We start from the raw sequence: 19,182 nt of genomic DNA on the forward strand, positions 1-19,182 counted from the left end.
CCATACCTTGTCGCTTAGTAACGTGCGAATCATCCCGTCTTGCAATTGCAAAAAACAAGATGTAAACACATTTCGTCAAATGTAAACAGACCCTAGTGATTTGTGCATGTCAAACATAAAAGATGTTCCGCTGACCCGGATTATATTTGTCAATGCAATACCCGACAATTTGGGCCGTTCGAATGAAAACAGAAGGTCCGTCATGTCGAAGCAAAAGAGCCCGTTATGGATATCCGACCTGATGCTGCTTGCGGTCGCGATGGTGTGGGGCACGAGTTATGGGGTCGTGAAAGGCGCGCTCACGATCTATCCCGTGCTCGGTCTGCTGGCGTTGCGCTTCGGGCTGACGTTCCTCGTGTTGTCGCCGGCGTTGCGCTCGCTCCGATACGTCAAAGCGTCCGCCTTGCTGGGTGCGCTCGGCTCCAGTGCAATCCTGCTCAGCATCTTTTTGGCCGAGACTTTCGGGATAGCCCACACACGCGCGTCGAATGCGGCGTTCCTTATTAGTCTGTGTGTCGCGCTTACGCCGCTGGTCGAATGGGTGTTGCTACGACGAAAGCCGTCGAGTGGCGAATGGATCGCCGTGGGGCTGTCGCTGACGGGCGCCGCGTTCGTGAGCGCAGGCGTGATCATTCCGACCGCGGGCGACGCGCTGATTCTTCTTGCGGCGTTACTGCGTGCGCTGATGGTGTGCGTGACCAAGCGTGTGATGCGCGAATCGGAACTTGCTCCGCTGTCGTTGACGGCGGTCCAGGCAGGCGTCGTTGCATTGGGCAGTGTCCTGGCGGCGTTCGTGTTGCCGTCACAACATTGGGATGCGCTGCCGTCGCTCAGTGGGCACGGTGACTTCTGGGCGAGCATCGCTTACCTCGTGCTCGCCTGTACGTTGTTCGCTTTCTTCGCACAGAACTTCGCCGTCAAGCGCAGCAACCCAACGCGCGTCGCTTTGCTGATGGGAAGCGAGCCTGCGTTCGGTGCGCTATTCGCATACGTATGGCTCGGTGAGCATCTTTCTGGCTGGGCATGGTTTGGCGGAGGTCTGATGGTACTTGCATCGGTGCTGGCGGCGGTTCCATTTAAAAGGGACGCCAACGCGGCGTTCGAAATGCATCCCGCAACGTCGGTCGACGGTTAGCCTGTCTTTAGGTCGCAAGCAGCTCCTGGCCGACTACAAGCCTGTCCTCAAGCCCCTGAGCCGCCCTTCGGCCCAGTCTAGCTGCAACGGCGGCTTTGAAGCCAGGACGGCCGAAAGATCGATGAAAGCAGCAGGGCAACTTTCCGGCGAAGACGCTTTGAAGGGGGCAAACTAGGAGGCTTTCCGGCAACGCCTCGCTCAGCGACACCACGCCTCGTAGACGAGGCCACAACCGGTTCTGCCCCCCCGCAACTGAGGAGTTCCACGATGCCAGCTCATTCGCTCAACTTAAACGATCGTGTCGCCTTGGTGACCGGCGGCTCGCGCGGAATTGGACGCGCCATTTCGATCGCGCTTGCCTCAGCCGGCGCAGCAGTCGCCGTCAACTATCGGCAACGCGAGAACGACGCGGCCGACGTCGTCGCGGAAATCGAACGCGCCGGAGGCCGCGCGATCGCGGTATGCGCCGACGTATCGGTCGGGGACGACGTCGAAGCGATGATCGCCGAGGTGGAAAACCGCCTCGGCCCGATCGACGTGCTCGTGAACAACGCGGGCACCGCGACGATCGTCGATGTCGACGATCTCGCGGAAGCGGAGTTCGATCGAACGCTCGCCGTCAATCTGAAATCGGCGTTTCTCTGCACGCAGGCAGTGCTGCCCGGCATGCGCGCGAGGCGCTGGGGCCGCATTGTCAACGTCTCGTCGGCCGCCGCCCGAGGCCCCGGCTTGGTGGGCGTTCACTACAACGCATCGAAAGCCGGCCTCGAAGGCTTGACGCGCGGCTATGCTGCACGGCTCGCTCGCGAAGGGATCACCGTCAACGCCGTTGCACCGGGACCGATCGACACCGAAATGGCTGGACCGCTTAAGGCATCCAATGTCGCAGAAAGGCTGCCCGTCGGACGCTTGGGCGAAGCAAGCGAGGTCGCGGAGGTCGTGCTGATGGTCGTCGGCAACGCATTCATCACGGGCCAAACGATCCCCGTCAACGGAGGCGCAAGCTTCATATAGATCCTTGGCCGCATCGCGCGCGGGCAAGATCCGCTGCGCGAGCGTTGCGCCCGCTCAGTGCACCGACGTCCTTTGTTATCGCCGGATCGTGGGCCGCTTCGGCGGCGAGAATGGTCGCGCGAGCAACGGCGTACACGCCCCATCTAACGACGCATGTTGGCCGGTCTCAGCCTGACGTCGACCGGCAGCATGCGTTTAGGTTTGTTCTACGACCCCATCCGGACGCTCTGCATGCGTCGGCACGTGCCTCCGAAGTCGGCAAATGCAGCCGTTCGTATAAGTTGCATCGTACGGATGAATTCGACGCCGTGCCTCGTAAAACTGCCGCTTGTCGACTACGGACGCGCGCAATAGTGCTCGAGGTTTTCGTGGATCAAAAAGCGGGCTTGGCTCGGTTGCAATTCTAAAGTTCATACCAGTGGTGCCGATAAATGGCTTGCTGGTCCCTGATTGCCAGGGATGGCCATTATTCAAAGGCGCTGGGCTGTTGCGCGTCGACGCTCTCCATCCACAGATAAAGAATCATGAAGACCAAAGCACTTTCAAAGTCCGTGCTCGCCGCGGGTTTTGTTGTCACAACACTGCTCACGGGCTGTGCTTCGCTTCCGAAAACCGACCTTGCCGCCAGCAATCGACAAAAGCTCCATACGATCGCCATGATGGACGTAAAGGAACCGCGCGGGGAGAGCGTGGTCAACTTCGGTGGCGCTGCCGGAGCATTTGGATTGATTGGTGGATTGGTGCAAGCCGGGGTCAACGCCAATCATACGAGTACGTACACGCAACGTGTGGCGAGCGAAAAGATCGTTTTCGCTCCCGTTGTTGACGATGGCCTTACAGCGCGACTTTCCAGTTCCGGCTATCAGATCGTTGCGTTGCACGGCCAGAACGTGAAGCTCTCAAGCGATGGCAAGTCAGACGACTTCTCAGATGTCAAGACCGACGCGGATGCCATCCTGAGCGTGTGGATTACTTCGTTTGGCTATGCATCCCCACCGGATACAGGCGACTTCATTCCGTGGGTCGTCATCCGTGCGCGCCTGCTCGATTCGAAGTCCAAGCAGGACATGTACTTTAAGACATTCGCTTGCGGCTGGGACATCAAGGCCAATTCGATTCATATCGAAGCGGACGCCAAATATCGTTATGGCAGCTTCGGCACGTTGACCGACCAGTTCGATCAGTCGGTGGCAGGCCTCAAGGATTGCGAACAGGCGGTCGTCGCAGCAATTGGGCAGGATTTGACGCAGCCGCAGTAAGCGGGTTGATAGCCGCAGCCGTTCTCAGCAGTTCCGGAATGAGGTCCTTGCGTGTCGACCCGGCCGCGCGTAGTCGTCGAAATTGGGTGAGGGTATGTTGCTGCGAGCGTTGGCGATTCATCGACACATTGCGGATTCTCGGCGTAACGGTTCCTTCAAGCTATATCGACCTGATCGCCTGCTGTTCGCGTGAAAGCGGGCGTATGGACGCGGCCAAAACGCGTGCTGAACGCGGCGTTCTGAAAAACCGACCGTTCAGATCGCGCCGTATCGGCTTGGCAGAAATTTGGGAAGGGTAAAGCGACACCCGAAAACCGAGTACTTTTGCGTTTTCATACCACTAACCTATTTGTCGCGCACCGCCTGGTTGCGATGCGAGATAACGGTACGCGGCATTCTTCTCGGATTGATGAAGGCACTTACAAAACGTTACAATTTGTCAAACCGACTGATAGAATCGCAAGAAGTCACCCTGGGGGTCAGTTGGTGGCCGCAGCACCATAATAATTTATGAATAAAAGGATAAAACTATGTCAGTCGGCTTTACGAAAAGCGTCGTTGCTGGTTTGATCAGTGCTTGCTTATTGGCTGCGTGTGGCGGCGGAGGTGGCGGAGACAGCGGTACTTCGGCGGCAAATTCAAATTCAAGTTCCGCTCCTGTAGGTGTTATTACCTCCACTAACGCTCCGGATACCGTGGCATATGCGTATTCCGGGGTACAGGACTTAGGCACTCAAAGTAATACCGGAGCATCGCTGGCAACAGGCGTGTCCGTAGAGACCCCAACAGCTGGCCTCATTACGGCGTCGCTTGCGCAGCTTTATAAAGGCGTTGCTGTACAGCCGGTCAATAACCTCGTAACCGGTGTAACGGCCTCGAGCACAGGTGCATGTGCAAGTGGAGGGACAATTTCGGTATCTGTCAGCGAAGCGAATCCGGGGACAGTCAGCAACGGCGATAGTATGTCGATTACCGCCAATAATTGTTCGGAAAATGGCGAGGTAATGAACGGCCAGATCACTTATGGATTTAGCAACCTTTCCGGTACGATTGGTTCGAGCACGTCGTGGGGTGCTACGCTCACCCTTAATTACGCCAATATGACACTGCAAAGCGGCGGCGTCACTATCGGTGCCAACGGTGATATGTCTCTAAGCTACCAACAATCTGGTTCCCAAGTTGCCACTGCTGCTGTCAGCGGATCGTCACTCCAGATGAATCTGACTGAGAGCGACGGAACCGTCATTAGCCGTAAGCTGACGGCCTATAGTTTTAACGGTTCAATCAATGGCAGCAGTAACATGTCAAGCGCAAACTTTACGTTGACTGGCAGTTCGCCCAAGCTTGGTAGCGTCAATTTCAGCGTGAAGACCAACGCACCGTTCCAAGCCATTGGCGCGGCGAGTCCGTCGACTGGATCAATGACGGTAACTGCAGCAGATAGGAGCAGCGCCACGCTTACCGCAATTGACAGCACCAATGTCAGGATCGATATCGATAGCAATGGCGATGGGGTCATCGATCAAACGATCAATACCACCTGGGCGGATTTGATGAACCGGATTTAAGCAACGGTTCATTATTAATGGGCGCGTTTAAGCGCCCATTTTTTATTTCTTCGCTCGGATAAACACAAATTCATTGCATCCCATGAGGCAAGTTGTCTTATTTATCGTTTTGATCACTGGATTAGTTTCCGGTAGATCGGCCTATGCGCAGTGGGAATTTTACGGTGCCGGGGGAATACGGTACGCAACCACGAATGAAGTTGACATCAACGGAAAGCAGCTAGTAAAAGAGCACGGCTTCCTTCCCGGCCTTGAATTCAAGGCTAATTACCAAAGAGGCGACTGGCTTGTCAGCTTGAGCGGTGAAATTTATGGAGGCAATCTTACCTACGACGGCCAGATGCAGAGCGGAATGGCGTTTTCAACAAACACGAGAACCAGACAGTTTCGCATGACGACCGAGGTGGGGCGATACATCTCCGACGCAGTGTTACTCCTTGCGGGCACCGAATGGGATTATTGGAAGCGAGATATTCTGGGACAAGGCGCCACATTAGGACTGAAGGAAGAATACAACTCCTGGCGATTTCTGGCGGGAGCGCAAGCACGTGTTTTGCAGGCATCATGGTCAGATATCTATCTGACCGGCTTGCTCGTCGCGTCATCCCCCGAGCATCTCGAAGTGAACTTCGATAATCAGTTATTTGACCAGGTAAATTTCTCGACTAGATCTGCAATCGGTGCACGGTTCGCACTCGAAGTACGGCCAAAAGCAGTTCCCCACGTCAGTGTCGAGAGTGATTTCGAATGGATGCGTATCGGTCGCAGTGACGATGCGATACTGAGTAAAGGCGGTTCTCCAGTCGGGACGGTGGTGCAACCTGAGCATGTACGTAAAGCGATTGGTATAAAGGTAAAATATCGTTTTTAACTTATTCACGGTTAAGGTTTGAATGCGAGGTAAGTGGTGACGCTTAGATGTCAGTAACAGCGAGAGGCTCTTCGGCCGACCACAACGGTTCATTGCGTTCGATGCATCATCGCCGCCCGAACGGCGGGTAACTTGCTGTCAAGCCGGCACGGGCATGTCGGCTCTATGCCACAAATGAACGTCGCCTTGTGGCCGCCTGATGCCCCACGGCCAAGAGCGGCGATCGCCTCGGCAGCGGATTTCATGCAGAAGGCATGTGCCGACCCAACCCGGCCGTTTGGTCGCGAGGATTCTAGCGGCGCTTCCTTAGCTACGACGGCCATTCGCCCAGGGGCGCGCATCGGCCGCCTCGGTCGCTCACCGACGGAATCTGCACGTCGCCACAGCCAGGGGCGCTTCGTCACTGCGTGCTGTGAGGCTTGAGCACCGTTGCCATGTATTCCGTCGCAAAGTCGACGAATGCCTTCACCCGGGCCGGCATGACTTGCTCCGCAGTGAAATTCGTTGGTGTCGGTGGCGCAAAAAGTGTGCCTACGGGCGCTACTTAATCAGCGGACGCCACCTGAAATGCATCGGGACGTGCGCAGTATCGAGCGCGTCGCACATCAGCTCGAAGCCGGCATTGTCGGCATCAACGAAGGTGCACCCGCAAGCGAGGCTGGTTCACCCGAATCCCTGGGGATTACCAGACCCGTGCCGATTGCAGTCGAATCGCATGGTCGAGATGCAAGATGAAAATCACGCGCGCTCTGACGAGCAGCGCCTTCAGTTCCGCGTTCTTCGCGGCGGGAAGCAGCGTGTTGTCCACTGCATGAACCAATTGCTGGTGATATGCGATCTCTTGATAGAGGTAGTCTCCGTCGAACGCATACCCATCGGCCGCATTCAACCTGGCGAGGTTGTCATCCCCTTCGTTCCGAAACGCCTCGCTCATCCTACTATTTTCGGGGTAGAGCATCAGCCTCTGCGTCAATTCGACGGCTGACTGATACAAGTCCCTGTGTTCTGCGATCATTTGTCCAGCGAAATTCTGGATACTTCTTCTCTGGCTTCGGCTTAGCGCGAGGTTGCCCGCCTCGATTTCGGCTCGATTCGCGACCATGAGGATGGCGGCGATTTGCTGGTCAGAGTGTTGCGCGTGTACGTCATACATGCGCAGCGACAATGCAGCGAGTAACACCAGCGCGGCGGCTTTGCGGCTCGGGATCATCTTCGCCTCCGGTTCGAACCATTGAACGGGCACGTCTGCTGCGGTACGGCATAGACCGGTTGCAGTACCGTTGTAGCCGTTGCTTTCCAAGGTCCCATTTTGCGCCCGAGACGCGCGGTCGAGTGGCCTGTCTCAACGGCGGAGCCGACGTTGGAACGTCCCGGCTGTAGGAAGGACGAACGCCTCTTGATGGCCGTGTGCCGACCCATGCAATTTGCATACACAACGTCAACCTCGCGAGGCTGCGATCGGCAGCACACGACCCACTGTCGTCGTTCGAAGCTCCGTCACCTCAACGGCAGCTTACTCTGGAACGGCGATCATCCGACATCCCGCGCTGAGCGACATGAACGGCCATCGCGGTCGTTGGTTGCACGACCGTAACAACCCATGTCGAGCGTCCGCTCTGGCGGTGCGACGAAAATGAGTCGCGGGACAAGCAAGTCCGGATTTCACCGCGCGCGCAAATGCGCTATTGGACGCCATCGGCCTTTCGAGGGCGGCGTGGCGCGATCAAACGACGGCGATGCCGTTACGCCTGCAACCTGACGCAACTTTGCTGCTGCGGCAACGACGAACGGCGACTTCTTCAGCCTGCCTTAAGGTAGTGCGCGAATACAGCCGGATGTTGCGGCTAGTACGCGCGCAATGGATCCGCCAGGCATGACTGCCGCTGCGTTCTTTAGCTGCGCCCGGAATATCTCTTCCTCCAACCCGTTTACTCGACACTTCTCTCGCGGCATCCGATTTGCCGATTTCACCCAGTCACATCGCCTCGCGGGTTGCCCACCGCGAGGCAGCGTCATGGTCGAGACAGGCGACCCGCTGCCCGGCCATGGACAACCCGCGACTCAACTTTCAAAGGAGGTCAAGCCACACATCAATACCTAACTGCAGATCTGTCCGTCGAAGCGGGTCAACCTCAGGAGCAGTCATGAAATCGCTATTCAAGCCCCGCAGCTTCAGACCACTGGCTTCTCGAGCTGCCAGTCTGTCCGCTGCCGCCTTCATCAGCGCGTTGGCCGCAGGCCAGGCATGCGCGGAACAGCCGCCACCACCTTGCCATCCGAATCCGAACGGTGCCGCTGACGGCGCGCTGGTGCGTCAGCGCGGCGACATCGCGCACCTGCCGGATCCGCTGCAGGATCTCCTCCAAAGGATAGCCGAGCGGCCCCATACCTATTTGCCGATTCAGGCCTATGCCGAGGCCGACAAACCGAGCCAGTTGTTCCAGTATTACCTGCTGTCCACAGTAGGATTCGAACCCAATCCGTTCACGGCACGATTCCCCGGCATCAACGACAAGGCGATGCTGACGGCAAGTGGCGCCGACTGCGGCTTGCCAACCATCGGTGCCGTGCGCGTTGTGGTCGAGCCGAAGCCTGGGCTGCCCACTGATCCGAACAACGTTCGCGCCTTCATCGATGTATTTACCGACCTCTCATATCTGTTTGTGATTAACAACGAAAGCGGCTGGTACGAGGGCTGGATGATCCACGATTTACACGTGCCGGATATCGCACCGCCCCGACCCGACGGGCACGCCGAGTTCGGCACGATGACAACCGCGGACGCGGCCGCCTTGCATGCGATGGGCACACACAACAACGCGCCAGGCCGGCTATTCACAATGGATGGCAGGGCACCGCATTTCCCCGACGCTTCTGATCACTTCCCCGACCGCCAGACCAATATCGTGCCGATCCAGCTAAGCATGGGGGCGATTAACTGCATGCAGCAGTCTGATTGTCACGGCTACTGGGAATTCAATTACACGACCAACTGGATCCATCCACCCTACGAGTTGCCCTTTACCGGCGGTATCCCCGGTACCTTTGAGGCGGGCAAACTTGGCGCGCTCTCGTCACTGATTCCGGGCTCTGGACCGGCAGGCGTGAAGAACAGTCCGATCGACTATGGTGACGATCCGAACAATGCGGCTCCGCTGGGTGGTGCGGGTCCGCGCGACCCCGACCGATTCGACGCGGACGTCGATAACCAGCGGGAATACCGTCAGCGCTTCATCCCGAGCGGGCTGGCCCACGAAATTTACCTGGACACCTATGTACGAGTGGCATCGTTCGAGCCGGGCACGCCATTCCCGCAGCGCTTGTACGACGCCTATGTGGCCGAAGTCAGACGGGTCGATACCAATGGCGACGGCGTCATATCGGCACGCGAGGGAGACGTGGATACTGCCAGCGATGGGTTCCCGGACAATTCCCGCCTGTTCTTACCGGTGACTTCGTTCCGTCGCTTTGCCGTGACGCGCGAAATCAATGACGGTTTGCTGGCACCGCGGTTCGCACCCAGCCAGCGGGCCTGGGTACTGACTGGTGCCGCCATGACCGTCAGCCCGCCTCGGCCGGCGTCTGCGGGTCGCGATAGCGACGACCGTTGAAGCAACTCGTCGACCTGACGGGCTGTCTGCTGAGTTGCAAGAGGCGTTCAAACCGTATCGTGCGCTCTCCAGGTAGAGAATAGGGCTGCCCAAAAGGCGGCCCTATTATTGTCGCGTTCCGTTGATGCTCATCATTCAACGGAAAATAGCGAAGACAAGACAGTCATTGTTCCCCTGTGGAACCTTCGTGGGCTGGCAGCACCGGAAGGCAAAGATTGAGTTTCTCCGCAGGCTTCACGCTGAACAGTCGAGCGCATTCCGTATCTTGATAGCGGACACTCCATAATGTCGCACCGCTCGGCCCCCAATGTCGGCTTCGGCCGACGACACAACCGACGCAATTGGCACGCTAACGTCCGTTGCCCGGGGCGAAGCCGACGCTCGAACGTCCGTGTACAAGCGTGGGCGAAGGTCCGTTGTTGGTCGCGAACCCGGTCCGATAGATGAATTGAGAACCGCTTGCCGGCCCGCAGCGGATAATCGTCGCAAGTCGCCGACCCCAAACCGCCCTGCAGCTCGCCCAAAAACAGCCATTCCAGGTAGAGACTCCAGTAGCGTCCCTGAAGCATGAGTAACGATCTGCATTGATTGTTTAGGTGCGCATGAGCGCTTCGACTATTAAAATTTCCAACGTTCTGTTGGCTGCGTCGCGCACGGCGTTGTGGTGGTTACGCAACCTACCTGTAATGCTCGGGATCGGTGGCGTGCCCGCGATGCAGCGCCGATGGTCCACACCAGCGTAAGCTGCATAACGACATGCAATTGCAGGAGACACGCCATGGAAAACAGAAACAGCAATTCGTCGGCCACCACGGAGAACGCCGTGCCGAGCCGTAGGTTCGTAGCATCGCTGGTTTATGTGTTCGAACAGGTCATGCCTAACCCGTTCGTGCTTTCAATCGGCTTGTCGCTGGTGGTCTACCTTCTGGCCACATTCTTCGCGCCGTGTGCATCGCTGCCGACGATGCCCACTGCCTTGCACGGCGGCACGTTCAACATCCCCGGCCTCGCGTTGCAGATGATTCTGATCCTCGCGACCGGCTACGCCATCGCCGATGTGCTGACCGTGCAGCGTCGGCAACGCGCCCTCGCCGCGCACATCCAGACACCGGCCGCGCCCGTGTTGAGCTGACGGAGATCCCATGTCCATCGAAGAACCCCGCGCGCCGGGCGAGCTCAATCCAGAGTTCTACCGTAGGCAGGCCGAGGTCTGTCGCACGGCGGGCGACGAACTCGCCGCGCTCGCAAATCTGATCGCCGCTCGAACGCTCGACGCTTTCGCCGCGCAACCGTCCGTCGCACAAACGCGCAATCTGTGTGACGTCGCCACCGGCTATTTCATGAAAGGCGACTACGAGGCCGCTGCGCATTGGTATCGTCTCGTGCTCGATATCGATCCCGATACCGCCGTCGCCTGGTTGAACCTGGCGGCGATCCACGCCGAACAGGACGACGAACACGAGGCCGCGGCATGCCGCGAGCGCGCGTACAAGTCTCAGCGCGTGTTCATCGAACAGACGGGCGGCGAGACGCGCCGCGTGTTGGTTCTTTGTAGCGGCAGCGGCACCGGCAACGTGCCGTTCGCAGCGTTGCTGCCCGGTACGGTCAATTGCCGCATTAAATACGCAATCGATCACGCCCTCGACGAAGAAGACGCTAATCTTCCGCCATTCGACATCGTGTTCAACGCGCTCGGCGATCCGGACATCGCGGAGCCGATTGCCCAGCGCCTCGCTCGGTTCGAGTCGCGCTCATCGCGGCCCGTGCTCAACCGCTCGGCCGTAGTGGCGCGCACGCGGCGGCATTGGCTGCCCGAATTGCTGCGTGGCCTGACCGACGTGGTAAGCGCGCATTGCGTGCTCGGCATCGCACCGACTGGCGCCGAAGAACCGCTCGCGCGCCGCGTCGCGGATAACGGGCTGACGTTTCCACTGTTGTTGCGGCCGGTCGCCTCGCATGGCGGCGATGGCCTCGTGCGCTGCGACGACCCCGACACACTTAACGCTCATTTACGCGTAATGGACGGCGCGCATTACCTGAGCGCGTTCCACAATACACGCGACGCGGATGGGTTTTATCGCAAGTACCGGATGATCTTTATCGACGGCGAGCCGTTCGCGTATCACCTCGCGATCTCGCCACACTGGATGGTCCACTACTTCTCGGCGGATATGGAGGCGCAGGCGTGGAAGCTCGATGAAGAGCGCCGGTTTCTCGCCGATCCGCGTGGCGCGATCGGCGACCGCGCTTTACGTGCCATCGCGAACATCGGCGAACGGCTCGCGCTCGATTACGCCGGCATCGACTTCACGATCTTGCCGGACGGCCGCGTGTTCGTCTTCGAAGCCAATGCAACGATGCTGGTGCATTACGAACGCGACGACGGTCCGCTGAAACACAAGAACGGTCACGTACAACGCATCGTGGACGCTTTCGAGCAGATGATGATTCGCCGATCCCTCTCTCATGCAGGCCTGCGTGATTTACGTCGTCAGACAGGGTCGACATGATCGGGCACCGCACCACCTTGGCCACCGTGGCAGCCCCGTCGGGCCTGCTCGCCGAACTACAATGCTGCGAGTTGCGCATAGAGCGGCAAACTGACGGGCAGTTCGGCCTACTATCCCGTCAAAGCATACGAGTCGGTGCAACGAAGATTGGCGTCTGTTCCAATGCCGGATCAACCGGCCGCCCTTCAATATGCAAGTTGCACGACGCGGGACACAAGAGATTATCGAGCGGTCTCAAGTTGGCCGATACTTTCGCCTGGCGGTGAACGACGTAGGAGTACGGTGGCGGGACAGAAAGCCTTTTGAACGCTCACCGATTCGCCGGCACCGCCGCCATCCCATCCAGCAGCGCCTGATGAAACGCTTGCGGATCCTGCATCTGCGGCGCGTACCCCAACCCCGCGAATTCGACGAGGGTTGCATGCGGATTCGCTTTCGCGGCCGCGCGGCCGAGTTCCGGATAATGGCCGAGCTTCGCACGCACTTCCGGCGGCGCAGCGTCCTTGCCGATCGCGGTGGTGTCCTTCTGCCCGATCAGCAGCAGCGTCGGCATCCGCAACTGGCTCAATTCATCATAAACAGGCTGCGTGCTGGCGTGTCGACTATAAACAATCCACGAAAAGCGCCGAAAGGCTTGCCAGTCTTGCGTTTGCGGTATTCACACGTGCCTTCGTTGCACCGCTAAATCCGCGCAGGAATCGTTCATGCTAATCCAGCGGGCCGAATCTCGGAGGATCACGCCATGTGCCATCAGGGGTGCCGTCAATAAAGGGATTTTTTCGTACGCCAAGCGCTCAGGGCGTGCGTCCCGAGCGTCGCTGATCGACCCACTCGGCCATTCGACACGTGATAGGCCGAATGTCTCTTAAGCAATAGCAACGGTCGGTTGGTCGTGCCCTTCCCAGCGTCATCAGCAGTCGGCGAATTTCGGGCGGACCCTGTCCTGCGGCCGCGACGTTGCGCGGCAATTTAAGGCGGTCCGCTGGACGCGCGGCCTATGCGGCCTCGCCAATCGTCTTCAAATGTGCCAACTGCCTTTTTGGCGGAGCGCCGAACATCCGCGCATATTCGCGGCTGAACTGCGACGGACTTTCGTAGCCGACTTCGAATGCGGCGGCCTGCACGCTCATGGACTGCGACAGCAGCAGTCTGCGAGCTTCCAGCAAGCGCAATTGCTTCTGGTATTGCAACGGCGGCAAGCCGGTGAGCGCTTTGAACTGCCGATGAAACGCCGACTCGCTGAGCTGCGCGATTCTGGCAAGGTCTTCCACTCTCATGGGTTGCGCATAATTCGCCCTCATGTTGTCTACCGCGCGCGCGAGCTTGTGCGAAGGGCTCTGGATCGACGCGAGCTTCGCAACTTTGGGGCCGTTTGTTCCCGCAAGGAGCCAGTAGCCGATCTCACGCATGATCATGGGCTGGAGGACGGCGGCGGCATCGGGCGTATCGAGCAGATGCACGATGCGCAGTGCACAATCCATCAAAGGCCCGTCGAAATTGGCGACGAACACGCCGCAGCTTGCATCGCCCGACGGCACTGGGGCAGTCGGCATGTCATTGGCGACCGCACGGATCATCGACAGATCCAGCTGCAAAAGCAGAACCAGGCAAGGTTTGTCCGGGCTGGCCTCGAACACTTGCCCCCGGGACGGCGTTTGGACGCCGACGACCAGCGCCTGCCCCGCCCGATATTCCAACCGTGCGCCGCCAAAACTCGCCCACTTCGCGCCTTGAGCGACGATGCACAAGGCGGGACTCGCGGAGCGCAGCGTCGGCGGTTTCGGCTGATCTGAGCGAAGAATGAACACGCCTTCGAGCGGTGTCGCGTACGGGCTCGTGCCCGGACATCTGTCGGTGTAGCGAAGCACGGCGGCGGCAAGTCTGCTGGGCATGCTGAACGGTATGATAAGAATGAGGTTGGTACATCATAGGATAACCGAGCAGGATCAGGCAATAACTCGGCAGGTTCGGACATTCTCACGGCAAGAACGGGAGCGGACAATCAAACGTATCCCAGCCAACAGGAGGTGTCAGATGACAACAGCGAACGCTCAACGCGCCGGTTCGAACATTGCGATCGTTACCGGCGGTAGCCGAGGCATCGGCCGCGATACGGTACTGCGGCTTGCCGCCCGCGGCGTCAACTCGATCTTCACGTACAACGCCAATCAGGCCGAAGCCGATGACGTCCGAGCACTCGTGACCGAGGCGGGTGCGAAGGCGATTGCGCTGCAGTTCAGCGCAGATAAAGCCGCCACGTTCGACGCTTTCGTCACGCGAGTGCGAGAAGCACTCGATAGCTTGGGTGCGAAGCGCTTCGACTATCTCGTGAACAATGCTGGCACGTCTTCCGCGTCAACCCTGGAAGCGGGCACTGAAGCCGAGCTCGACGCACAGTTCGCGGTCCATTTCAAGGCGCCGTTCCTGCTTACCCAAAAGCTTCTGCCGTTGATCAGCGACGGGGGACGCATCGTCAATATCTCGTCGGGCCTCGCCCGCTTCGCGTTTCCAGGGCGGGCCATCTACGGCCCGATGAAAGCGGCCGTCGAAGCACTGACGCGTTACATGGCGCTCGAACTCGGGCCGCGCCGGATCACCGTGAACGTCGTCGCGCCGGGCGCGATAGCGACCGACTTTAGCGGCGGCATCGTGCGTGACAATCCACAGGTCAACAAAGCCGTCGCGGACCACACAGCGCTTGGCCGCGTAGGGTTGCCGACCGATGTGGGGCCGGTGGTCGCGGCACTTCTCTCGGACGAGTTCGGATGGGTCAACGCACAGCGGATCGAAGTAGCGGGCGGAATCCAGATATGACGTCCGTTTGCAAAGGCGTCGATGCGCCGCTTCAGTGCAGCGGCGGTTCTGACAGTTCACCCCGAGATTGTTGCGACGTGCCGTGGCGGCGGCTCGTTCGCGACCTGTAACGGGCGGCCACGATTGAGTGAACCGCCGCATGAGTCAGGGGCCGCGCGTCATCCGTTAGACTGAAGCCAACCCACTGCAAGCCACCGCGCGACATTAAAGGCGGTTTTCCAGGCGATGCAGCCATTGGAATGTCTCGACGACGTATCGGACGAGGGGCCGTTCATGGCCGACCAGCGCCCACGGCCGAACGCGATGATCGTCTGGGCCTTGCGTTCGATGCAAAAAGCATAACCCCGACCCCAAGCGGGCAGTTGATCTACGCGATCTGCAAGGCAGTTTTGGAGGCCGCAACGGCCGCTCGTCAAATCGCGAACGGAGGCATGAAGCCGTCACGTTCACGTCGAACGAACGCACATGCTCGAGGAATAGCGTGCCTGCACGAGTTAAGCGAGTGCTATGCGTAGAACACGCAAAGAGCTGGACGCCAAGGTCTTCTTCCAACTCCCTGATCGCGCGAGACAGCGGCGACTGTTCAATGTGCAGGCGCTCCGCTACTCGCGCAAAATGAAGTTCCTCAGCAACCGCGATAAAGCAGCGAAGATGTCGAAGCTCCAATCGTATCGCTCCTTCTGAGTCTGTCTCGCTCCGGGGCGGGAGCCGCCGGTATTCATGGGCCAGGGCCCAGAGCTCACGCCATCTCGGAGGCCCGCGCCAGTGCTTGCGTGTCGATGTACTCCCGGATGTTCTTCAATTTACCGTTACAAATAGTGATGACGTAGACGAAATGGTCCTCGAAGGTTCTGTTCGTGGCTTTGACTTTCCCAGTGGCGAAGCCAACAACCAGCACCCCGTCTCCCTCGGCTACGAACTCGGGGGGGTCTGGGAATGAGGTTTCCATTTCACTGGAAGCCCTTGAAGCAAGGCTGCCAATCCGGTGTGTCCGCAATACGCGCCGGCCAGCGGCCAGTCCTCACCCGGAATGATCCACTCGATGTCTTCGGCGACCAGCGCCAGCAGACCCTCCCTGTCGCCTCGGCCAATCGCGGCGAAAAAGTTCTTCACGGCCAGGACGTTCTTCTCGGTACTCATAGGAATTTCTCCATTTCGCACGGGTCGGGTCACGCTCGAACTGAGCGCGTGCGTCGTATCCGCGCCGGTCAGGACCTGGTGTCGGCGATTCAGCCGATATCGACTTTCATCGCGAAGTTCCAGGTACCGGCGCCGTGTTTGGCAAGGCTGATCATCATCAGGCCGAGAGCCTCTAGCGTCTGGGCCATCCGCAGGCCGCCGACATCGAACGGACGCAGCCCGAGACTTTCGAGGAAAGTTGAGACGCGCGCCTTCGCCTCTGCATCGTCGGCCGCGATGAACGCATCGAGGCGTCCACCCTTGGCAAGGATGTGGCCGAAGATGGTGTTGAACGCCTTCACGACATGCGCGCCGGCGGGGAGGTCCTTGGCGATCTCCTGCGCAGCAGAACTGCCGTGGGGGGTGAGGAGGCCTGACAGGTCGGGAGCGGCCGGGTTAGTGATGTCGATGATTACCTTGCCATTGAGCGCGTCCCCGTAATCGGCCACCACCGCCGCCGCATTGGCGTACGGCACGGCAAGGATGACGAGGTCGCCCGACGGTGCAGAGCCGTACGTCCCTGTGGTCACCCCGGCTGCGAGTTGGTCGGCCAGCACCTGCGCTTTGGCGGGGTCGCGGCTGACCACCTCGACGGTATGTCCAGCCTTGGCGATACGGCCGCCGATCGCCGCGGCCATGCTTCCTGCTCCGATGATGCTGATAGTGCTCATGTGCTGTTTCCTTGTAAGTTGGGGTATTGCCCGTAGTCTCTCCACAAGGCCCGTTGCAGCCCGGCTCACTGCCTCAGCTCAACTCAGCCGGCAGGGAAGTAACGGCCGTTGTCCAAATCGGCGAGCAGGCTGGGCTGGGTGGGCTCCCAGCCGAGGGTCTGGCGGGTGATGGCGTTGGACGCTGGGAGGTCCAGCGTGACCAAATTCGCGAGGAACCCAAAATATCCCGGCAGCATCAGTACGTCCGCGGGAATCGGCACGGCAGGCAGGTTCAGACGGCTGCCAATGGCCTCGGCGATTTTGCGGAACGGAATACCCTCGTCGGCAATCGCGTGCCAGTTCTTGCCAGCCGGACCCTTCTCCAGTGCCAGGCGAAACAAGGAGGCAAGATCGCGGGCGTGCACGGCCGGCCACAAGTTCGTGCCGTCTCCGGGATAGCCGATGACGCCCTTCTCCTTCGCGATCCCGATCAGCAGCGGGAGGAAGCCGGCTTTGTCGGTCGTGCTGTGCATGATGGGAGGAATCCGCACGATCGACGATCGCACACCCTTCTCAGCGAGGCCGATTGCGGTCGTCTCCACGATGTTGCGAACCCGCAGGGTGCCCTTGTACGCATCGCCGCCGGGAAGGGGCGGGTCCTCCTCGGTGGCTGGCCGGCCTAAGCCCTCCCACCCGGGCGAGCCAATGCTGCCCGACACGACCAGCGGCTTTCCGGTCCCTGCCAGTGCCTCGCCGTAGGCAAGCATGATCTGCACCTCCGCGGCAGCCACGGCGGCGAGTCCGCCGGATGGAAGCAGGTCTTGCCTGTGCGCGACGTGGATGACGCCGTCGGAGTCCGCAGCCGCCTCCTTGAGCCCATCGAGATCCTCCAGGCTGCCGCGACGTACCTTCGCGCCGAGCGCGGACACCGCCGCGGCGGCCGTGTCCGACCGGACGAGGCAAGTGACCTCGTGTCCGGCGGCGATCAATTCGGAGATGATGTACGGACCGGAATGGCCGGTCCCGCCAGTGACGAAAATGTGCATGTTGCAGTTCCTTTAAGTTGATGTGATGCGAGAAGTAGTGCTACGGGCACTCTCAGCCGAGAAGGCTGACGCCTGGTGAGAAGTTGGCGTGCTTGATGGAGTGAGTCATGAGGCTCAGCCACAACATGCAGGCATGCACCAGCGTCCGTGCCATAGTCAGCGGCCCGGTATCCATCGGACGTAGTCCGAGGCTCTCGATGAACGTCGAGACGCGCGCCTTCGCCTGCACGTCGCCCCCGGCAATGAACACGTCCAATGTGTGACCCTCGACTGGACCGGAAGCCAAGACGTGGGAGGACTGCGTGTTGAACGCCTTGACGATGTCCGCATTGGCAGGGGTGGCCATGGCGATCTCCTGCGAGCCGAAACTGTCATCAGGCGTCAAGAAGCCCGTGAAGTCGGATTTGATCGGATTGGTGATATCGACGAGGAGCTTGCGCGCCAGCTTTTCGCCGTACTGCTTCACCACGTCGAGAACGGCAGTGTAGGAAACCGCCAGGATGACAATGTCGCCGGCCGGCGCGTTGCCGAACCTCCCAGTCGCCGCGCCAGTTCCGAGCTGCTCGGCCAGCATCTGCACCTTCGCGGCATCGCGACTCATCACCTCAACGATGTGCCCAGCCTTGATAGCAAGGCCACCAATTGCTGCGGCCATGCCGCCGGCTCCGATAATGCTGATGTTGCTCATGTGCAGTCTTTTCATGGGTTGGGTAACGCCGGTACTCTCCAAATCGTACGGTTTGCTGTACCATGTGGATCATTGATCCAAATATATGGATCAATGATCCACTTGTCAACGCCCATGCGAGCCGACGCAAAAAAAAATTACAGCCACATCCTCACGATCGCGCGTGAGGTTCTGATCGAAGATGGTGCCGATGCCTCGATGCGCGATATCGCTCGCCGAGCCAACGTCGGGTTGGCTACGCTGCTTCGTCACTTTCCGACACGGGAAGCTCTGTTTGAAGCGTTGCTATGCACGAATCTGGACGCACTTACGCAGAAGGCAGACGAACTTGAAACGTCGAATTCACCTGACGAAGCGCTCGTGTCCTGGTTTCGCGAATGGAAGGCATTCGCCCAAGGCCACAGGGGCGTTGTCGCCCTGATGGCGACCGCCCACACGAACCCGGACTCTGCTCTTTATGCGTCATGCGCAGCGGTGCACTCGGCGAGTGCGCGCCTGCTGCTCCGTGCTCAGGCCGAAGGTACGGCGCGCACCGATATGAATGGGGACGACCTGTTCGGTCTGATGGCGGCGCTCGGCTGGCTCATCGACCTACCCTCATTTGCGCCACGAGCCGATCATCTCTTTCAGATCATCGCGAGCGCAATCCTGACAGTAAGCGATCAGTGAATGACGCCTCCCAGGCTCAGGACGTTTGAGCTGCCGGCATGTACCAAGGCATGAGCGCAGCGTAGCCGTCAGCGGTTGCAGCGAGGGTTGGAGGGGCAACTGTGTGAGCGTCTAGGCTGCACGCATGCTGAATGGCAACTGATGGCCGGCTAGCGTCTGACGGCCGAG

General features: G+C 59.5%; 15 protein-coding genes and 3 pseudogenes. 10 read left to right on the forward strand and 8 right to left on the reverse strand.

Annotation, left to right across the window (positions count from 1 at the left end; genetic code table 11):
- Positions 1-202 precede the first annotated feature (202 nt).
- The 5 genes from HDG39_RS24385 to HDG39_RS24405 all read left to right on the forward strand — a co-directional run bounded on the left by HDG39_RS24385 (position 203) and on the right by HDG39_RS24405 (position 5,847).
- The gene (locus HDG39_RS24385; RefSeq protein WP_184009290.1) at positions 203-1,135 is read left to right on the forward strand and encodes a DMT family transporter; all 933 of its coding nucleotides are present in this window, start codon (positions 203-205) and stop codon (positions 1,133-1,135) included.
- Between the two features lie 267 nt (positions 1,136-1,402).
- A complete protein-coding gene (locus HDG39_RS24390; RefSeq protein WP_184009292.1) occupies positions 1,403-2,149 on the forward strand; it encodes an SDR family NAD(P)-dependent oxidoreductase in 747 nt (248 codons plus the stop codon).
- A gap of 524 nt (positions 2,150-2,673) precedes the next feature.
- Positions 2,674-3,408, forward strand: coding sequence for a hypothetical protein (locus HDG39_RS24395; RefSeq protein WP_260328233.1), 735 nt, complete (start codon positions 2,674-2,676; stop codon positions 3,406-3,408).
- 530 nt (positions 3,409-3,938) lie between these two features.
- Positions 3,939-4,976 carry a hypothetical protein gene (locus HDG39_RS24400; RefSeq protein ID WP_184009294.1) on the forward strand — a complete coding sequence of 346 codons (1,038 nt, stop codon included), beginning with the start codon at positions 3,939-3,941 and terminating at the stop codon, positions 4,974-4,976.
- Between the two features lie 82 nt (positions 4,977-5,058).
- Positions 5,059-5,847, forward strand: a complete 789-nt coding sequence (locus tag HDG39_RS24405) for a hypothetical protein (protein WP_184009296.1) — start codon at positions 5,059-5,061, stop codon at positions 5,845-5,847.
- A 682-nt stretch (positions 5,848-6,529) separates the two neighbouring features.
- Here the strand turns inward: HDG39_RS24405 and HDG39_RS24410 are convergent.
- Positions 6,530-7,147 carry a DUF4142 domain-containing protein gene (locus HDG39_RS24410; protein ID WP_260328234.1) on the reverse strand — a complete coding sequence of 206 codons (618 nt, stop codon included), beginning with the start codon at positions 7,145-7,147 and terminating at the stop codon, positions 6,530-6,532.
- Between the two features lie 844 nt (positions 7,148-7,991).
- Between HDG39_RS24410 and HDG39_RS24415 the strand changes: the two genes are divergently transcribed.
- The 3 genes from HDG39_RS24415 to HDG39_RS24425 all read left to right on the forward strand — a co-directional run bounded on the left by HDG39_RS24415 (position 7,992) and on the right by HDG39_RS24425 (position 11,968).
- Positions 7,992-9,458, forward strand: coding sequence for a hypothetical protein (locus HDG39_RS24415; RefSeq protein WP_184009298.1), 1,467 nt, complete (start codon positions 7,992-7,994; stop codon positions 9,456-9,458).
- A gap of 778 nt (positions 9,459-10,236) precedes the next feature.
- Positions 10,237-10,590 carry a TIGR00366 family protein gene (locus HDG39_RS24420; RefSeq protein ID WP_184009300.1) on the forward strand — a complete coding sequence of 118 codons (354 nt, stop codon included), beginning with the start codon at positions 10,237-10,239 and terminating at the stop codon, positions 10,588-10,590.
- A 10-nt stretch (positions 10,591-10,600) separates the two neighbouring features.
- Positions 10,601-11,968, forward strand: coding sequence for a tetratricopeptide repeat protein (locus tag HDG39_RS24425; RefSeq protein ID WP_184009302.1), 1,368 nt, complete (start codon positions 10,601-10,603; stop codon positions 11,966-11,968).
- Between the two features lie 310 nt (positions 11,969-12,278).
- Here the strand turns inward: HDG39_RS24425 and HDG39_RS24430 are convergent.
- Positions 12,279-12,557, reverse strand: a pseudogene (locus HDG39_RS24430) (alpha/beta fold hydrolase); the annotation flags it as partial.
- Positions 12,558-12,963: 406 nt separating this feature from the next.
- Positions 12,964-13,860 carry an AraC family transcriptional regulator gene (locus HDG39_RS24435; RefSeq protein WP_184009303.1) on the reverse strand — a complete coding sequence of 299 codons (897 nt, stop codon included), beginning with the start codon at positions 13,858-13,860 and terminating at the stop codon, positions 12,964-12,966.
- A gap of 142 nt (positions 13,861-14,002) precedes the next feature.
- Between HDG39_RS24435 and HDG39_RS24440 the strand changes: the two genes are divergently transcribed.
- Positions 14,003-14,782 (forward strand): SDR family NAD(P)-dependent oxidoreductase, encoded by a 780-nt coding sequence (locus tag HDG39_RS24440; protein WP_184009305.1) that lies wholly within the window; start codon positions 14,003-14,005, stop codon positions 14,780-14,782.
- Between the two features lie 462 nt (positions 14,783-15,244).
- Here the strand turns inward: HDG39_RS24440 and HDG39_RS24445 are convergent.
- From HDG39_RS24445 to HDG39_RS24465, 5 genes and pseudogenes are all read right to left on the reverse strand, one after another.
- Positions 15,245-15,448, reverse strand: a pseudogene (locus HDG39_RS24445) (LysR family transcriptional regulator); the annotation flags it as partial.
- A 73-nt stretch (positions 15,449-15,521) separates the two neighbouring features.
- Positions 15,522-15,922 (reverse strand): annotated as a pseudogene (locus HDG39_RS24450) (nuclear transport factor 2 family protein).
- Positions 15,923-16,011: 89 nt separating this feature from the next.
- Positions 16,012-16,632, reverse strand: a complete 621-nt coding sequence (locus HDG39_RS24455; protein WP_184009307.1) for an NADPH-dependent F420 reductase — start codon at positions 16,630-16,632, stop codon at positions 16,012-16,014.
- Between the two features lie 83 nt (positions 16,633-16,715).
- Positions 16,716-17,657, reverse strand: coding sequence for an SDR family oxidoreductase (locus HDG39_RS24460; protein ID WP_184009309.1), 942 nt, complete (start codon positions 17,655-17,657; stop codon positions 16,716-16,718).
- 52 nt (positions 17,658-17,709) lie between these two features.
- Complete coding sequence (locus HDG39_RS24465) at positions 17,710-18,360, reverse strand: NADPH-dependent F420 reductase (RefSeq protein WP_260328235.1); 651 nt, start codon at positions 18,358-18,360, stop codon at positions 17,710-17,712.
- A gap of 99 nt (positions 18,361-18,459) precedes the next feature.
- Between HDG39_RS24465 and HDG39_RS24470 the strand changes: the two genes are divergently transcribed.
- Positions 18,460-19,014 (forward strand): TetR/AcrR family transcriptional regulator, encoded by a 555-nt coding sequence (locus HDG39_RS24470; RefSeq protein ID WP_184009474.1) that lies wholly within the window; start codon positions 18,460-18,462, stop codon positions 19,012-19,014.
- Positions 19,015-19,182: the final 168 nt, after the last annotated feature.

It is taken from the genome of Paraburkholderia lebeckiae, from assembly GCF_014201005.1.
Classification (GTDB): domain Bacteria; phylum Pseudomonadota; class Gammaproteobacteria; order Burkholderiales; family Burkholderiaceae; genus Paraburkholderia; species Paraburkholderia tuberum.